Genomic DNA, 15121 nt, shown 5'->3' on the forward strand with positions numbered 1-15121 from the left:
AACGTGAACGGCGTGCCAACCCTTCCCGGGTTTCATGGCTGGCGGATGAACCGCGCCCCGCGGACGAGCGACGCGGCACCTGCGCGGGAACGGCCGAAGAGCCGTTAAAATGGCGCGATGAACGATCAGATCAAAGAACGCTTCGCCGGCGTGGAACGGCTGTATGGGCGCGGATCGCTGGAAACCCTGCAAGCACGCCGGGTCGCCGTGGTCGGCATGGGCGGGGTCGGTTCGTGGGTGGTGGAGGCGCTGGCCCGGTCGGCCGTTGGACACCTGACCTTGATCGATGCCGACGACATCTGCGTGTCCAACACCAACCGCCAGTTGCCGGCCCTGGAAGGCAACTACGGGCGCAACAAGTCGGTGGCGATGGCCGAGCGCTGCCGCGCCATCAATCCGGGCATCGACGTGGACCCGGTCGAAGCGTTCCTGACCCCGGCCAACATGGTCGAGCTGCTGGATCGCGGTTTCGACCTGGTCATCGATGCCTGTGACAGCTTCCGGGTCAAGGTGGAAACCATCGCATGGTGCCGTCGGCGCAAGCTGCCGCTGCTCACCGTCGGTGCCGCCGGTGGCCGTACCGATCCCACCCTGGTGCGGGTGCGTGATGTATCGCGCACCGAACACGATGCGATGCTGGCGCTGATCCGCAAGAAGCTGCGCAGCGAGTTCAACTTCCCCAAGAACGCCAAACGTTACTTCGGCGTGCTGGCGATCTATTCGCTGGAAAACGTGCGCTATCCGCAGGCCGACGGCAGCGTCTGCGGCATACGCCCGGAGCTGGGCCCGGATGCCACGCTGAAGCTGGACTGCGGCGCCGGCCTCGGTGCGGCGACCCACATCACCGGCGCGTTTGCTTTCACTGCGGTGGCCAAGGCACTGGAAATGCTGCTTGCGCCGAAGAAGCCGCAGGCGGAAACGGCCGCCTGAGCGGCCGTGGGCCCCGCCCAGGCGGCGGGGGTCAAGCCGCTGTGGCAGGCAGGCCGAACAGCCGCTGCGCGTTGGCGGCGGTCGCCTCGGCAAGCGCCTGCAGGCTGATGCCACGGCGTCCGGCGATGTGCGTGGCGATGTCATGCAGCCGCGCCGGTTCGTTGCGCTGTCCACGGATGCCTGCATCCGGCTGGTCGGGGGCATCGGTTTCCAGCAGCAGTTGTTCCAGCGGCATGGCCTGTACGAGGCGGTGCAGTCGCTGCGCGCGGTCGTAGGTGACCGGTCCGCCCAGTCCCAGCAGGAAACCCGCCTTGTGCAGCTGCGCGGCCTGTTCGGGGCTGCCTGAGAAACTGTGGACCACCCCGCGCAGTCCGCCCACCCGGCGCACCGCGGCGATCACCGCATCCACCGCGCGCCGCGCATGCACGATCACCGGCAGGTCGAACTCGCGTGCCAGCTCCAGCTGCGCCACGAAATAGTGCTGCTGCAGGTCGCGGTCGAGGTCTTCGATGAAGAAGTCCAGGCCGCACTCGCCGATCGCGCATGGACGCTCGCGTTCGATCCACTGCCGGAGCTCGTCCACGTGTTCGCGCGTGTGCTCGGCCAGGAACACCGGATGCAGTCCATAAGCGGGATACAGCCCCGGGGCCTGCAGGCATACCTCGCGCAGCTTCGGCCAGCTCGCGGCAGTGACGGCCGGTACCACCTGCGCCATCACGCCGGCAGCGCGTGCGCGCGCGATCACCTGCGCACGGTCCGGATCGAACTCACCTGCATCCAGGTGGCAATGGCTGTCCACCAGCACGATCAGCGCAGCTCCAGCGGTGGCTTGGCCGGTTGCCGGGTCTTCCAGCTGGCAAGCAGCAGGGTGCCCATGCCGAGCAGCAGCTCGTCCACGAACAGAATCGGGTCCGGTACCACCAGGGTCACCGCGAACAGGCCGGCGGTGAGTTTGAACAGGGTGGGGAAGCGCAGTCGGCGCGCCCAGTTGAGCAGGGGCAGCAGCAGGGGATTGGCCATCGTCGGGGTCCGTGCGGTACGAGTGCAAACGCTATCATGGGCCTTGGGCGTCAGTTTCCTGAATGGGAGGCCGGGCATAAAGGTTCTGTCGATATTCCGTTCAGGCAGCGCATGCTGCAATCCCCATCGTGAACGTTGCGGGTGGTCCGCAAGGAGCAGGTCATGAAATCAACTACTACTACTGTCCTGGTCGCCGCCGGCGCGCTGCTGGTCGGTGGCATCGCCACCGCCGCCTTCATGAAGAGCGGTGACACTTCTCCTGGTTATGTGACTGCTGCCGACGGCACGCTGCTGCCCGATGGCAGCGTGGCCGATGACGGTGCGCGCACCGACGCGCTGGATGTCGATGCGAAGCGCGGGCTGGAATATGCCGACGTGCTGAAGGTCGCGCCGATCACCCAGAAAGAAAAGGCCTACGCGACGGTCATCGGTACTGAAGCCGTGCGCCAGACCTCCAGCACGCAGACCCCGCACGAAGTGTGCGAGGACGTGGTGGTGCAGGAGCGCCTGCCCGAGCGCGACGGCAATGTCGGCGGCACGGTGGCCGGTGCGGTCATCGGTGGCCTGCTGGGCAACCAGGTCGGCGGCGGCAACGGCCGCAAAGTCGCCACCGCGGCCGGTGCGGTGGCCGGCGGCATGATCGGCAACAACGTGGACAAGCGCCACGTTGGTGGCCGCGTGGTCAACCGTACCGAGCGCCAGTGCCACACCGAAACCACCACCTCCGAGTCGAGCCAGGTGACCGGTTACAACGTCACCTACCGCAATGAGGACGGCACCACCGGCACCATGCGCATGGACAGCAAGCCGGGTAACCGGATCGCCATGGGCAACACCGATGTGGTCAAGGGTTACGACGTGACCTACCGCTATGACGGAGCTGAAAAGACCATCCGCATGAACGACAAGCCGGCCAGCGACCGTCTGCCGGTGGTGGATGGACAGCTGGTCACCCAGACCGCCGCGGCTGATGTGGGCACTACCCGCCAGTAACATCGAACGCGCGTGATTGCGGTACAAGGACAGGTCGGCGCAAGCCGGCCTGTTTTCATTTGCCTGCCCAGGAAACCTGCATGAGCATCTTCGATCTCCGCCTTAAAACCGAGCGCCTGATCCTGCGGCCACCGCAGGCCGTCGATCTGCAGCCGTATCTGGAATTCAGTGCAGACGAGGCGGTGATGTCCCACCTGGGCGGTGTGCAGCCGCCATCGGTGGCGTGGCGCAGCTTCTGCGCGTTGTCCGGTGCCTGGCAGTTGTTCGGCGTTTCGATGTTCAGCGTCATCGAAAAATCCACGGGGCAGTGGGTGGGTCGACTGGGCCCGTGGCAGCCGCTGGACTGGCCCGGTACGGAGGTGGGCTGGAGCATCCGCCGCCAGAGCTGGGGCCTGGGCTATGCCCCGGAAGCGGCGACGGCGGCGATCAACTGGGCCTTCGCCAGCCTGGGGTGGGAGGAGGTCATCCACACCATCGCCCCGGACAACGTCAATTCGAAAACAGTGGCCGCCAAGCTGGGCAGCACCCTGCTGCGGATCGGCGAACTGCCGCCGCCGCATGCCGGCAAACCGGTGGAAGTGTGGGGCCAGAGCCGCGCCGCGTGGCAGGCGAGGCGAAGCCGGTGAACCGCTTGGCAGGCGCGCGTGCTTGCCAGACTGCGCCACGGCATCGCGTGGGCGCTTTGGCCCGCCGTCCCGACCGGCAGCGCACACAACGGGCCTTCACCGGCGCCGAAGGCGGGCGGGGCTAGTCTGGCGTGCCCCCGAACGATGAGGTGATCCCGTGGCCGAATACACCATTGCCGTGCTGGTTGGTAGCCTGCGCAAGGCGTCGATCAACCTTCGGCTGGCGCGCGCGCTGGAGAAACTCGCCGCGGGCAAGGCACGCTTCGATTTCGTGGAGATCGGCGACCTGCCGCTGTACAACCAGGACTTCGACGCCGATTATCCGGCGCAGGGCAAACGGCTGAAGCAGCAGATCCGCAATGCGGATGCGGTGCTGTTCGTCACTCCCGAATACAACCGCTCGGTGCCGGGCGTGCTGAAGAATGCCATCGACATCGGCTCGCGCCCATATGGCCACAGCGCCTTCGCCGGCAAGCCGGCGGCGGTGATCGGCGCCTCCATCGGCGTGATCGGCACCGCGCTGGCACAGCAACACCTGCGCAATATCCTTGCCTATCTGGACATGCCGGTGCTGGGTCAGCCGGAGGCCTTCCTGCACTTCAAGGAAGGGCTGATCGACGAAGCAGGCACCATCAGCAACGCCGGCACGCAGGAGTTCCTGCAGGGCTTCGTCGACCGCTTCCTGACTTTGGTGTCGGTACACGGCAAGGGTGCCTGAACCGGCCGCTGAGCGGGGCGGGTGACCGACGCCTGCGATCTGCGATAATGCAGGCCTGCAGGTGCCGCAACGGCGCCTGTCGCAGGTAGTGCGACGCCTCCGCGCCACGCTGGCCGGGCATTGGCGGATATCCCCCGTTTCTCCACGGCTTATCCACAGGCTTGTCCATGGCGGCAGGGTGGCCCGCATGCCTACACTGATCTCGCCACTTCTGTAGGAAATTCCGCCGCATGGCTGCTCGTTCCGGCTTCAAGTCCGACCGCAGGGAGCGTTCCGATCGCTTCGAACGCGATGAATCGCGCATTGATTCCCTGCGCGTGCCGCCGCATTCGGTCGAAGCCGAGCAGGCGGTGCTGGGTGGCCTGATGCTGGCGCCGGACGCGTTCGACCGCGTCAACGACCAGTTGAACGACGTCGATTTCTACCGTCGCGACCACCAGATGATCTACCGCGCGATCCGCGAGCTGTCCGAGCGTGATCGTCCCTTCGATGCGGTGACCTTGGGCGAATGGTTCGAATCGCAGGGCAAGATGGAGCTGGTCGGCGATGGTGCGTACCTGATCGAGCTGGCCAGCACCACGCCGTCGGCGGCGAACATCGTGGCCTATGCGGAAATCGTGCGTGACAAGGCGGTGCTGCGCCAGTTGATCCAGGTCGGCACGGACATCGTCAACGACGGCTTCCAGCCCGAAGGACGCGAGAGCAGCGAACTGCTCGCCAGCGCGGAAAAATCGGTGTTCGCCATCGCCGAACAGGGCGCGCGCGGGCGCACCGATTTCGTGGCGATGCCCGGTGCCTTGAAGGATGCCTTCGAAGAGCTGCGCAACCGTTTCGAGAACGGCGGCAACATCACCGGCCTGCCGACCGGCTACAACGATTTCGATGCGATGACCGCCGGCCTGCAGCCGACCGATCTGATCATCCTTGCGGCCCGTCCGGCGATGGGCAAGACCACGCTGGCGCTGAACATCGCCGAGTACGCGGCGATCAAGTCGAAGAAGGGCGTGGCGATCTTCTCGATGGAAATGTCGGCCTCGCAGCTGGCGATGCGCTTGATCTCCTCCAATGGCCGCATCAACGCACAGCGGCTGCGTACCGGCCAGCTGGAAGACGAGGACTGGAGCCGGGTCACCGGCGCGATCCGCATGCTGAAGGAAACCAAGATCTTCATCGACGATACCCCGGGCGTGTCGCCGGAGATCCTGCGTTCCAAGTGCCGCCGCCTGAAGCGCGAGCACGACCTGGGCCTGATCGTGATCGACTACCTGCAGCTGATGAGCGTGCCGGGCAACAGCGAAAACCGCGCCACGGAAATTTCCGAGATCTCGCGTGGCCTGAAGGGCCTGGCCAAGGAACTCAACGTGCCGGTGATCGCGCTGTCCCAGCTCAACCGCTCGCTGGAAACGCGTACCGACAAGCGCCCGGTGATGGCCGATCTTCGCGAATCCGGCGCTATCGAGCAGGACGCGGACATGATCGTCTTCATCTACCGCGACGATTATTACAACAAGGAAAACTCGCCGGACAAGGGCCTGGCCGAGATCATCATCGGCAAGCACCGTGGTGGCCCCACCGGCTCGTGCAAGCTGAAGTTCTTCGGCGAGTACACCCGCTTCGACAACCTGTCGCACGACTCGGTGGGTTCGTTCGAGTAACGGCGGTTGCAACGGGTAGTGACGGCCGCTGGCCGTCGTGCCCCGGCTGTTCGTCGGCCTATCCCCGGTTTCGTCGCATACCCGTTGCGTGCCCGGCGGCAGGCAGGAAGTATGACCCCCAGGGCGGCACGGCGCCGCCAGGGAGACTGTCATGAAGACCTTGTTCGCGCTGGGTGTGTGGTGCCTGCTGTTCGTGCTGTGCTGGCCGTTGGCGATCCTCGCCCTGCTGGCATGGCCGTTCGTGTGGCTGCTGAGCCTGCCGTTCCGGCTGGTCGGGGTGACCTTCTCGGCGTTGTTTGCTTTCCTGGGCGCGGTGTTGATGCTGCCGGCCCGATTGCTTGGCGGTGGGCGGGCACAGGTGGCCTGATCGCGGAACGCGTTGTCCCGGCATTTCGCCGAGCATGGCTCGGCGCTACCGTGGCGTGGCAACAAAAAACCCCGCCGCGGCGGGGTTTTTTGATGGCAAGCGTGACGGCCAGCGGCCGTCATTACCGCAGGGCAGGATCAGTTCGCCTTGTGGATCGCGCGCTTGCTCACGGCCATGGCCGCGTCGTGCACCACTTCGGACAGCGACGGATGCGCGTGGCAGATGCGTGCCAGGTCATCGGCCGAACCGCTGAACTCCATGGTCAGCACGCCTTCGTGCACCAGTTCGGACACGTTCGCGCCCACCAGGTGCATGCCCAGGATGCGATCGGTTTCCGCGTGTGCCAGCACCTTGACGAAGCCGCTCGGCTCGATCATCGCCACCGCACGGCCGTTGGCGGCGAACGGGAAGCTGCCGGCCTTGTACGGAATGCCTTCGGCCTTCAGCTGCTGCTCGGTCTTGCCGACCCAGGCCAGCTCCGGCTCGGTGTAGATGACCCACGGAATGGTGTCGAAGTTGACGTGGCCCGGCAGGCCGGCGATCAGCTCGGCAACCGCGATGCCTTCCTCGAAGCCCTTGTGCGCGAGCATCGGGCCGCGCACGCAGTCACCGACCGCCCACACGCCGTTGACGCCGGTGTGGCAATGCGCGTCCACTTCGATCTGGCCACGCTCGTTGATCTTGACGCCGGTGCCTTCGGCCAGCAGGCCCTTGGTGGCGGCGCGACGGCCGACGGCCACCAGCAGCTTGTCCACGACCAGCGACTTCTCGCCTTCGCTGTCGGTGTAGGTCAGCGCGACTTCGGCCTTCTTGCCCTTGCCGGTGACTTCAGCCTTGGACACCTTGGCGCCCAGCTTGATGTCCAGGCCCTGCTTCTTGAACTCCTTCAGCGCGACCTTGCCCACTTCGGCATCGGCGGCGGCCAGGAAGTCCGGCAGTGCTTCCAGGATGGTGACTTCGGCGCCGAGGCGCTTCCACACGCTGCCCAGTTCCAGGCCGATCACGCCGGCGCCGATCACGGCCAGCCGCTTGGGGACTTCGGTGAAGTCCAGGCCGCCGACGTTGTCGACGATGGTCTCACCGTCGAACCTGGCGAACGGCAGTTCGATCGAATCCGAACCGGCGGCGATGATCACGTTGGTGCCCTTCAGCTCGACGATCGAACCATCGTGCTGGGTCACCTTGACCACGTTGTCCTTCTGCAGTTCGCCGAAGCCGTAATACGCGGCCACCTTGTTCGCCTTGAACAGCATGGCGATGCCACCGGTGAACTGCTTGACGATCTTGTCTTTGCGGCCAACCATCGCTTCGACGTCCATCTTGGCGTCCTTGAAGCTGATGCCGTGGTCGCCGAAGATGTGGCCCATGTTCCAGTACTGGCGCGAGGAATCCAGCAGCGCCTTGGACGGGATGCATCCCACGCGCAGGCAGGTGCCGCCGAGGGCGGGCTTGCCGTCCTTGCCCAGCGCGGCGTCGATGCAGGCCGTCTTCAGGCCCAGCTGCGCGGCACGGATGGCGGCGTGGTAGCCGGCCGGGCCGGCACCGATGACGACGACGTCGAATTGTTCAGCCATTTGAGAGTCCTTGATGCATTCCTCGACCCGTGCGAGCGGGCCGGTGGCGCGGTGCGCCGGGAGGCGGGCAGGGCCGTTGGCCATGCCCAGGAACGACAGACCCCTCCCGCGGGCGGGAGGGGTCGGCGGGTCTTACAGGCCGAACAGCATGCGGCCCGGGTTTTCCAGCTGGTTCTTGATGTCCACCAGGAACTGCACCGAATCCTTGCCGTCGATGATGCGGTGGTCGTAGGACAGCGCCAGGTACATCATCGGCGCGATCACGACCTGGCCGTTTTCGGCGATCGGACGTTCCTTGATCGCGTGCATGCCCAGGATGGCGCTCTGCGGCGGGTTGATGATCGGGGTGGACAGCAGTGAACCGAAGGTGCCGCCGTTGGTCACGGTGAAGGTGCCGCCCTGCAGGTCGTCCAGGCCCAGCTTGCCGTCACGCGCTTTCTTGGCGTAGTCGGCGATGCCCTTTTCGATGTCGGCGAACGACTGGCGTTCGACGTTGCGCAGCACCGGCGTCACCAGGCCCTTGTCGGTGGACACGGCGATGGAGATGTCCGAGTAGCCGTGATAGATCACGTCGCTGCCGTCGACCGAGGCATTGACCAGCGGGAAGCGCTGCAGCGCGTTGGCAGCGGCCTTGACGAAGAAGCTCATGAAGCCGAGCTTGATGCCGTGGGCCTTCTGGAACTCTTCCTGCAGCTCCTTGCGCGCGGCCGACACCTTGGCGAGGTTGACCTCGTTGAAGGTGGTCAGCATCGCGGTGCTGTTCTTGGATTCCATCAGGCGGTCGGCGATGCGCTTGCGCATGCGGGTCATCGGCACGCGTTCTTCCGGACGCGCACCACCGGCCTTGCCGGCGCCGCCGTTGCGGGCGTAGTTGACGATGTCTTCCTTGGTCACCGCGCCGCGACGGCCGGTGCCGTCCACGTCGGCCGGGTTCACGCCTTCGGTGATCGCCGAGAAGCGGGCGCCCGGGGGCAGCGAATCGGCAGCCGACTTCGATGCGGCCGGGGCAGCGGCAGTGGCCTTCGGTGCCTCGGTGGCCTGCGCCGGTGCGGCTTCAGCCTTCTTCTCTTCAGCGGCCGGGGCCGGCGCAGCGGCTTCAGCCACCGCGCCTTCCTCGATGATCGCCAGCACCTGGGCGCTGGTGACCGTGTCGCCTTCCTGGAACTTGATTTCCTTCAGCACGCCGTCGACGGTCGACGGGACTTCCAGAACGACCTTGTCGGTCTCCAGGTCAACCAGATTCTCGTCACGCTTGACGGCGTCGCCGACCTTCTTGTGCCAGGTGGCGATGGTGCCGTCGGAGACGGATTCGGGCAAAACCGGGACTTTGACTTCGGTGGCCATGCGGGAGCTTCCTGGGTTCGTATTTCTGGAATAGGGGAGGGTTATTCGGCGACCGAGTCGTCGAACGGGTTGACCAGGGCATCGGCGACCAGCTTCTGCTGCTCGATGACATGGTCAGCCATGTGGCCGGCGGCCGGCGATGCCGAACGCGCGCGACCCGCGTAATGGAGGTTCTGGCCATCGGCGACGCAGAACTGCAGGTGGTGGCGGATCTGGTACCACGCGCCCTGGTTCTGCGGCTCTTCCTGCGTCCACACCACGTCGGTGGCCTTGCCGTACTTCTTCAGTTCGGCAGCCAGCAGCGCGCGCGGGAACGGATACAGCTGCTCCACGCGGATGATCGCCACGTCGTCCTGGCCACGCTTGGTCTGGTCTTCCAGCAGGTCGTAGTAGACCTTGCCCGAGCACAGCACCACGCGCTTGACCTTCTTCGGGTCGGCCTTGGCGTCGCCGATCAGGTGCTGGAACTCGCCATTGGCCAGCTCTTCCAGCGTCGACACGGCCAGCTTGTGGCGCAGCAGCGACTTCGGCGACATCACCACCAGCGGCTTGCGGGTGGTCAGGTGCTGCTGGCGACGCAGCATGTGGAACGCCTGCGCCGGGGTGGACGGGACCACCACCAGCATGTTCTCCAGCGCGCAAAGCTGCAGGAAGCGCTCAAGGCGCGCCGAGCTGTGTTCCGGACCCTGCCCTTCGTAACCGTGCGGCAGCAGCAGGGTCAGCCCGGTCAGGCGGCCCCACTTGGCTTCACCGGCGGCGATGAACTGGTCGATGACCACCTGGGCGCCGTTGGCGAAGTCGCCGAACTGGCCTTCCCAGATGCACAGGGTGCCCGGGTCGGTGGTGGAGAAGCCGTACTCGAAGGCCATCACCGCTTCTTCGCTGAGCAGCGAATCGATGATGGTGGCCTTCTCCGGCGAATCCACCAGCTCGCGCAGCGGCAGGTAGTACTGGTCGGTGTTCTGGTCGTGCAGGATCGCGTGGCGGTGGGTGAAGGTACCGCGGCCGACGTCCTGGCCCACCAGACGCAGGCGGTGGCCTTCGTCCAGCAGGGTGGCGTAGGCGAGGTTCTCGGCAAAGCCCCAGTCGCCCGGGATTTCGCCGGCCGCCATCTTGCGGCGGTCCTCGTACACCTTGGCCACGCGCGAATGCACCTGCACGGTGTCCGGAATGGTGGTGATCTGCTTGGCCAGCGCGGTCAGCTTTTCCATGCCGACGGCGGTGCTGATCGTGTCCGACAGCTTGCCGTCCAGCAGCTTGGGCCAATCCACGAACAGCGGGCTGGTCGGCGGGGTCTTTTCCACGGTGGCCAGCTCGGTGGTGTACTCGCCGCTGTCCAGCTTCACGCGGTAGCCATCCACCAGTGCCTTGCCGGCACCGGATTCGATCACGCCGGCCTGTTCAAGCTGCTCGGCGTACATCTCGCGGGTGGTCTTGTGCTTGCGGATCACCTGGTACATCAGCGGCTGGGTGATCGCCGGTTCGTCGGCCTCGTTGTGGCCCCAACGGCGGTAGCACATCAGGTCGATGACCACATCCTTGGCGAACTTCTGCCGGAACTCGAAGGCCAGCTTGGCGGCGAACACCACCGCTTCCGGGTCATCGCCGTTCACATGGAACACCGGCGCGGCGATCATCTTGGCCACGTCGGTGCAATACAGCGTGGAGCGCGAATCTTCCGGGTTGGACGTGGTGAAGCCGACCTGGTTGTTGACCACGATGTGGACCGTGCCGCCGACGGCGAAACCGCGCGCCTGCGACATCTGGAACAGCTCCATCACCACGCCCTGGCCGGCAAACGCGGCATCGCCGTGGATCAGGATCGGCATCACCTGCTTGCGCGCGGTATCGCTGCGGCGCTCCTGGCGCGAGCGCACCGAACCGGCAACCACCGGATCGGCGATTTCAAGGTGCGAGGGATTGAAGGCCAGCGCCAGGTGCACCGGGCCGCCGTCGGTGCTGACGTCGGCCGAGAAACCCATGTGGTACTTCACATCGCCTGCGGAGGCGTGGTTGTCGTGCTCGAACTTGCCTTCGAACTCGTCGAACAGCTTGCGCGGATTCTTGCCCAGCGTATTGACCAGCACGTTGAGGCGGCCGCGGTGGGCCATGCCTATCACCACGTCCTTGACCCCGTCCTTGCCGGCGTCACGGATGATGGTGTCCATCATCGGGATCAGCGAATCGCCGCCTTCCAGCGAGAAGCGCTTCTGGCCCACGTACTTGGTGTGCAGGTAGCGTTCCAGGCCTTCGGCTGCGGTCAGCCGTTCCAGCGTGCGGCGCTTGGTATCGGCATCCAGCGCGTAATCGCCACCGGCGAGTTCGAGCTTCCTGTAGATCCACTGGCGCTGCTCGACTTCGGAGATGTGCATGAACTCCGCGCCGATCGATCCGGTGTAGGTCGCTTTCAGGCGCGCCAGCAGGTCGCGCAGCTTCATGCGCGGCTGGCCACCCACGCCGCCGGTGCTGAACTCGGCGTTCAGATCGGCATCGGACAGGCTGTGGAACGGCAGGCCCAGGTCCGGCGGGTTGGTCGGTTCGGCAAGGCCGAGCGGATCCAGGCGGGCACCGAGGTGGCCACGCGAACGGTAGGCGGTGATCAGGCGGCCGACATTGCGCTCGCGCTCGTCGCCGGCCCCTTCGCCGGTGCCACTCTTCAGCGCGCCCTTGGCGGCGTCGGCGATGTGCGCGATGACGCCCGAGTGCGGAATGTCACCCGCTTCACGGCCCTGGAAGCCGTCGAAGTAGGCCTTCCATTTGGGATCGACACTGTCCGGGGAGACGAGGTACTGCTCGTACAGGTCCTCGACATAGGAGGCGTTGCCGCCGGCGAGCTGCGATGACTGCGCAAACTGCTTCAGTAGATTGTCCACGATGGAGAGTGATTATTCGCTTTGTGGGGTAGGGCTCTGGAAGTACCCGGCCGACTGGATGAATAGCCATGCACGGGCGCGTTCAAACACCCAAATTGTACCCCCATCCGCCGGGGAAGGGGCGTTGCAGCGACGCGATCGGGGCCCCCGGTGTCGCTGCCAGACAGGTTGCGCGGGGCCGGCGGGCTCAGATGCCGAGGGCGCGCAGCTCGCTGCAATCGCGCGAACGGTCCCAGACGCGCTGCAATTGCTGCTCCAGCGGCTGCGAACGTGAAGGCAGTGCGATGCCGGCCTCGCCCTCGAGGCGATGTCCCATCAGACGAAAGTAGTAGTCGCCTGCATCATTGGCGATGCCGGCCGAGGCCAGCGCCCGGTCAACCGGATCGCTCACCTGGCGGACCTGGACCACGCTGGGCAGGCGCTGCAGCAGGGCCAGCAGCGGCGCACCTGCGGCCTGGACCGCGGCGGCATCATCCACGATGACCCGCAGCTGCTTGTCGTGCGCACGGGTGGCGAAGCGGCGCAAGGCCGCCTGTACGGGAGCGGCATCCAACAGGCCGGGATCCAGCTGGCGGCTGTGGATCCACAGCCGTCGGCGCGCCCGGTGGATGACCGCGGTGGTCACCGCCACGGCGGCCTGCAGCCCTTCGATGGCCGCGGCGGCGCCGAGCGTGCGGCGCATCTGAAGGTGCGCGATGCCGGCCTCTTCGAAGTGTCCGCCTTCGGGAATGAAACCCTGGCGCGCGTAGAAATCCGTTGCCGGGAGCTGGGCATGCAGGTGCACGTGCGGCAGCCCGGCCGCCGCGGCGGCACCTACCAGCTCCTCCAGCATGGTCTCGCCGACGCCCCGGCTGCGCCATGCCGCCAGCACCGCCATGCGCCCGATGCGGCCATCGGGCAACAGCCGTCCGGTACCGATCGGCGTCCCGTCTGCGTCGCGTGCCAGCACGTGGGTGCAGACCGGATCCAACGCATCGCGCTCGAGCTCGGCCGGCACGCCCTGTTCGACCACGAATACCTGCTGGCGTACGCCGTGGATGGCCGCGTGGTGCGCGGCGTGGTCGGCCCGCTGAACGCTGAAGGCGGCCATGTTCAGTGGCGGCGCTGGCCGGCGCCGTCCTCCGGCTCGTCCTCTTCGTCCTCCTCGTCCTCCTCGTCGAAGCTGACCACCACTTCCACGCCGTCCTCATGCACATTCACTTCGCGCACGTCATCGGAAAAGTCATCGACCTCGATGGTGTCCACGGTATCCCGCGCGACCACGATCTCCGCGTCGGCATCCAGCACCTCTTCCACGTCGTCCTCGGCAGCGGGATCGGTCAGCTGGTAGAAGCCCAACACCATCAGTTCCTGCAGGGCCTGCCGGCCCTTGGCGGTCAGGCCGTTCCATGCCGACAGCTCAAGCCGCTCGGCGGCGGCGATGCGCTGCGCATCCTTGACCGACACCGCCAGGTCCAGCCCGCTGCAGTACAGGCTGGCGCCACGCTTGGCACGCCGCCAGGCCAGGCGCGCCCAGGGATGGCGTTCCAGTAACAGGCCGTTGGCCAGGGCGTGGTCGACCTCGTCCAGCGACGGCGCCGGGCCGCTCGGCATCACTTCGCCGGCGGCGCGGTAGGTGGTGATGAAGCGGCCGAACCAGTCGCCCAGCTTGTCCGGGTCGTTCATGCGGATGGCATTGAGCGCGGCCACGACGCGGTTCATCGCCGCCACGTCGATCTCGTTCGGATCCTCCGGCAGCTTCAGGTCGGGGTCCTGGTAGCGGATGCCCTCATCGGCATCCACCACCAGGGTGTCCAGATAATCACTGATCAGTTCGGCCGATGCCGGTGCGCGCATGCCGAAGGAGAAGGTCAGGCAGGCATCTTCGGCCACGCCGTTGTGCGGCACGTTCGGCGGCAGGTACAGCATGTCACCCGGCGCCAGCACCCAATCGTGGCTGGGCTTGAATTTCGTGAGCTGCTTGAGCTCGATGTCCGGGCGGAAATCCAGCGGCGGACGCTTGCCCTTGGTGGATTCGCTGGCATCGATCTGCCAACGGCGATGGCCCTGGCCCTGCAGCAGGAACACGTCGTACTGGTCCACGTGGGCACCGACCGAGCCGCCGGTGGCGGCGAAGCTGATCATCACATCGTCCATCCGCCAGCGCGGCAGGAAATCGAAGTGCGCGATCAGCGCGCGCACGTCCGGGTCCCACTTGTCCACGTCCTGCACCAGCAGGGTCCAGTCTTTTTCCGGCAGGGCGGGGAACACCGATTCCTGGAACGGGCCGGTGCGCACGCGCCAGCCGTCGGTGCTGCGGTCATGTTCGATCAGGCGCGCCAGCACGCCGTTTTCGCAGGCCAGCCCGGCGAGGTCTTCGGGCTGCACGGGGCTCTGGAAGCCGGCGAAGGCGTTGCGGATCAGCAGCGGGCGCTTCTGCCAGTAATCGCGCAGGAAGGTCGCCGGGGCCATGCCCAGCGGCTTGGCGGGGGTGGCGTGGACTTCGATGGCGAAGGTCTTGGCAGTGGAAGCGGATTTGCGTGCGGCCATGGGGGAGGTCCTTGCAGCGGAGACAGGGCGCGGCCTGTGCAGCCGCTGATGGCCTATTGTCCGCGTTCGGACGGGGTGGTGTCGAACGGGTGGGACCCCCTCGCGGCGGGCGTTCAAGCAGGTTGCCGAGGGTGGGCCGAGCGGGGTGGGCTACACGGGGCACGCTGCAAGTACGTCCATGTAAGCTCCTTTCCGCCCATCCAGGGCTCCAAGGGCCCCGTGTAACCCACCCCGCCCGGCCCCTGACAGGTTCCGGGGGCCGCCCGCCGCGCAAGAGGAAAAAGAAACGCGGTAGCGCCGAAGGCAGCGGCAGGAGCCGCTGCCAACGTCGCTTGCGACGGCCCGTAGGGTGCCGGTCAGGACGACCGGCATACCCATGGTCGGCGGAATGTTCCCGTCAGCGGCCCGCTGCGCTCGCCGACCATGGGTCGGCGCTACTGAGGCCCGCAGGTCCCATGGCCGCCATGGACCTGTCGAAGGTGGGGTGGGGTG

At 66.3% G+C, this 15121-nt stretch carries 13 protein-coding genes; 6 read left to right on the forward strand and 7 right to left on the reverse strand.

Features of this window, described 5'->3' with window-relative positions; genetic code table 11:
* Positions 1 to 117: 117 nt before the first annotated feature.
* Positions 118 to 930: a tRNA threonylcarbamoyladenosine dehydratase gene (locus IFT63_RS04505; RefSeq protein WP_192083361.1), complete on the forward strand. Its 813-nt coding sequence runs from the start codon at positions 118 to 120 to the stop codon at positions 928 to 930.
* A gap of 31 nt (positions 931 to 961) precedes the next feature.
* Here IFT63_RS04505 and IFT63_RS04510 read toward each other — a convergent pair whose 3' ends face one another.
* Complete coding sequence (locus IFT63_RS04510) at positions 962 to 1741, reverse strand: TatD family hydrolase (protein WP_192084132.1); 780 nt, start codon at positions 1739 to 1741, stop codon at positions 962 to 964.
* Positions 1738 to 1950 carry a DUF6116 family protein gene (locus IFT63_RS04515; protein WP_042615395.1) on the reverse strand — a complete coding sequence of 71 codons (213 nt, stop codon included), beginning with the start codon at positions 1948 to 1950 and terminating at the stop codon, positions 1738 to 1740. The genes IFT63_RS04510 and IFT63_RS04515 overlap by 4 nt, the downstream gene beginning before the upstream one ends.
* Positions 1951 to 2112: 162 nt before the next feature.
* Here IFT63_RS04515 and IFT63_RS04520 point away from each other — a divergent pair, with 162 nt between their 5' ends.
* The 5 genes from IFT63_RS04520 (at position 2113) to IFT63_RS04540 (ending at position 6309) form a co-directional block, all read left to right on the forward strand.
* Positions 2113 to 2943, forward strand: coding sequence for a glycine zipper 2TM domain-containing protein (locus IFT63_RS04520; protein WP_042615389.1), 831 nt, complete (start codon positions 2113 to 2115; stop codon positions 2941 to 2943).
* An 80-nt stretch (positions 2944 to 3023) separates the two neighbouring features.
* On the forward strand, positions 3024 to 3569 hold the full coding sequence (locus IFT63_RS04525; protein WP_192083362.1) for a GNAT family N-acetyltransferase: 546 nt from the start codon (positions 3024 to 3026) through the stop codon (positions 3567 to 3569).
* Positions 3570 to 3726: 157 nt separating this feature from the next.
* Positions 3727 to 4287, forward strand: a complete 561-nt coding sequence (locus IFT63_RS04530) for an NAD(P)H-dependent oxidoreductase (RefSeq protein ID WP_192083363.1) — start codon at positions 3727 to 3729, stop codon at positions 4285 to 4287.
* A 230-nt stretch (positions 4288 to 4517) separates the two neighbouring features.
* Positions 4518 to 5942, forward strand: a complete 1425-nt coding sequence (locus IFT63_RS04535; RefSeq protein ID WP_042615386.1) for a replicative DNA helicase — start codon at positions 4518 to 4520, stop codon at positions 5940 to 5942.
* Between the two features lie 151 nt (positions 5943 to 6093).
* On the forward strand, positions 6094 to 6309 hold the full coding sequence (locus IFT63_RS04540) for a hypothetical protein (RefSeq protein WP_042615385.1): 216 nt from the start codon (positions 6094 to 6096) through the stop codon (positions 6307 to 6309).
* 137 nt (positions 6310 to 6446) lie between these two features.
* Here IFT63_RS04540 and lpdA read toward each other — a convergent pair whose 3' ends face one another.
* The 5 genes from lpdA to IFT63_RS04565 all read right to left on the reverse strand — a co-directional run bounded on the left by lpdA (position 6447) and on the right by IFT63_RS04565 (position 14629).
* Positions 6447 to 7883: a dihydrolipoyl dehydrogenase gene (gene lpdA, locus IFT63_RS04545; RefSeq protein WP_192083364.1), complete on the reverse strand. Its 1437-nt coding sequence runs from the start codon at positions 7881 to 7883 to the stop codon at positions 6447 to 6449.
* A gap of 132 nt (positions 7884 to 8015) precedes the next feature.
* The gene (gene sucB / locus IFT63_RS04550; RefSeq protein ID WP_192083365.1) at positions 8016 to 9227 is read right to left on the reverse strand and encodes a dihydrolipoyllysine-residue succinyltransferase; all 1212 of its coding nucleotides are present in this window, start codon (positions 9225 to 9227) and stop codon (positions 8016 to 8018) included.
* Between the two features lie 41 nt (positions 9228 to 9268).
* Positions 9269 to 12100: a 2-oxoglutarate dehydrogenase E1 component gene (locus IFT63_RS04555; protein ID WP_192083366.1), complete on the reverse strand. Its 2832-nt coding sequence runs from the start codon at positions 12098 to 12100 to the stop codon at positions 9269 to 9271.
* 187 nt (positions 12101 to 12287) lie between these two features.
* Positions 12288 to 13190, reverse strand: coding sequence for a GNAT family N-acetyltransferase (locus tag IFT63_RS04560; protein WP_192083367.1), 903 nt, complete (start codon positions 13188 to 13190; stop codon positions 12288 to 12290).
* A gap of 2 nt (positions 13191 to 13192) precedes the next feature.
* Positions 13193 to 14629, reverse strand: coding sequence for a cupin domain-containing protein (locus IFT63_RS04565; RefSeq protein WP_192083368.1), 1437 nt, complete (start codon positions 14627 to 14629; stop codon positions 13193 to 13195).
* Positions 14630 to 15121: the final 492 nt, after the last annotated feature.

The sequence above is a fragment of the Stenotrophomonas sp. CFBP 13724 genome, assembly GCF_014841975.1.
Taxonomy (GTDB): Bacteria; Pseudomonadota; Gammaproteobacteria; order Xanthomonadales; family Xanthomonadaceae; genus Stenotrophomonas; species Stenotrophomonas lacuserhaii.

Excerpts from the sequence above, each read along its gene's own strand:
- IFT63_RS04505 (WP_192083361.1), top strand. The coding sequence starts at position 118 with ATGAACGATCAGATCAAAGAACGCTTCGCCGGCGTGGAACGGCTGTAT.
- IFT63_RS04515 (WP_042615395.1), bottom strand. The coding sequence starts at position 1,950 with ATGGCCAATCCCCTGCTGCTGCCCCTGCTCAACTGGGCGCGCCGACTG.
- IFT63_RS04520 (WP_042615389.1), top strand. The coding sequence starts at position 2,113 with ATGAAATCAACTACTACTACTGTCCTGGTCGCCGCCGGCGCGCTGCTG.
- IFT63_RS04525 (WP_192083362.1), top strand. The coding sequence starts at position 3,024 with ATGAGCATCTTCGATCTCCGCCTTAAAACCGAGCGCCTGATCCTGCGG.
- IFT63_RS04535 (WP_042615386.1), top strand. The coding sequence starts at position 4,518 with ATGGCTGCTCGTTCCGGCTTCAAGTCCGACCGCAGGGAGCGTTCCGAT.
- IFT63_RS04540 (WP_042615385.1), top strand. The coding sequence starts at position 6,094 with ATGAAGACCTTGTTCGCGCTGGGTGTGTGGTGCCTGCTGTTCGTGCTG.
- lpdA (WP_192083364.1), bottom strand. The coding sequence starts at position 7,883 with ATGGCTGAACAATTCGACGTCGTCGTCATCGGTGCCGGCCCGGCCGGC.
- sucB (WP_192083365.1), bottom strand. The coding sequence starts at position 9,227 with ATGGCCACCGAAGTCAAAGTCCCGGTTTTGCCCGAATCCGTCTCCGAC.
- IFT63_RS04560 (WP_192083367.1), bottom strand. The coding sequence starts at position 13,190 with ATGGCCGCCTTCAGCGTTCAGCGGGCCGACCACGCCGCGCACCACGCG.
- IFT63_RS04565 (WP_192083368.1), bottom strand. The coding sequence starts at position 14,629 with ATGGCCGCACGCAAATCCGCTTCCACTGCCAAGACCTTCGCCATCGAA.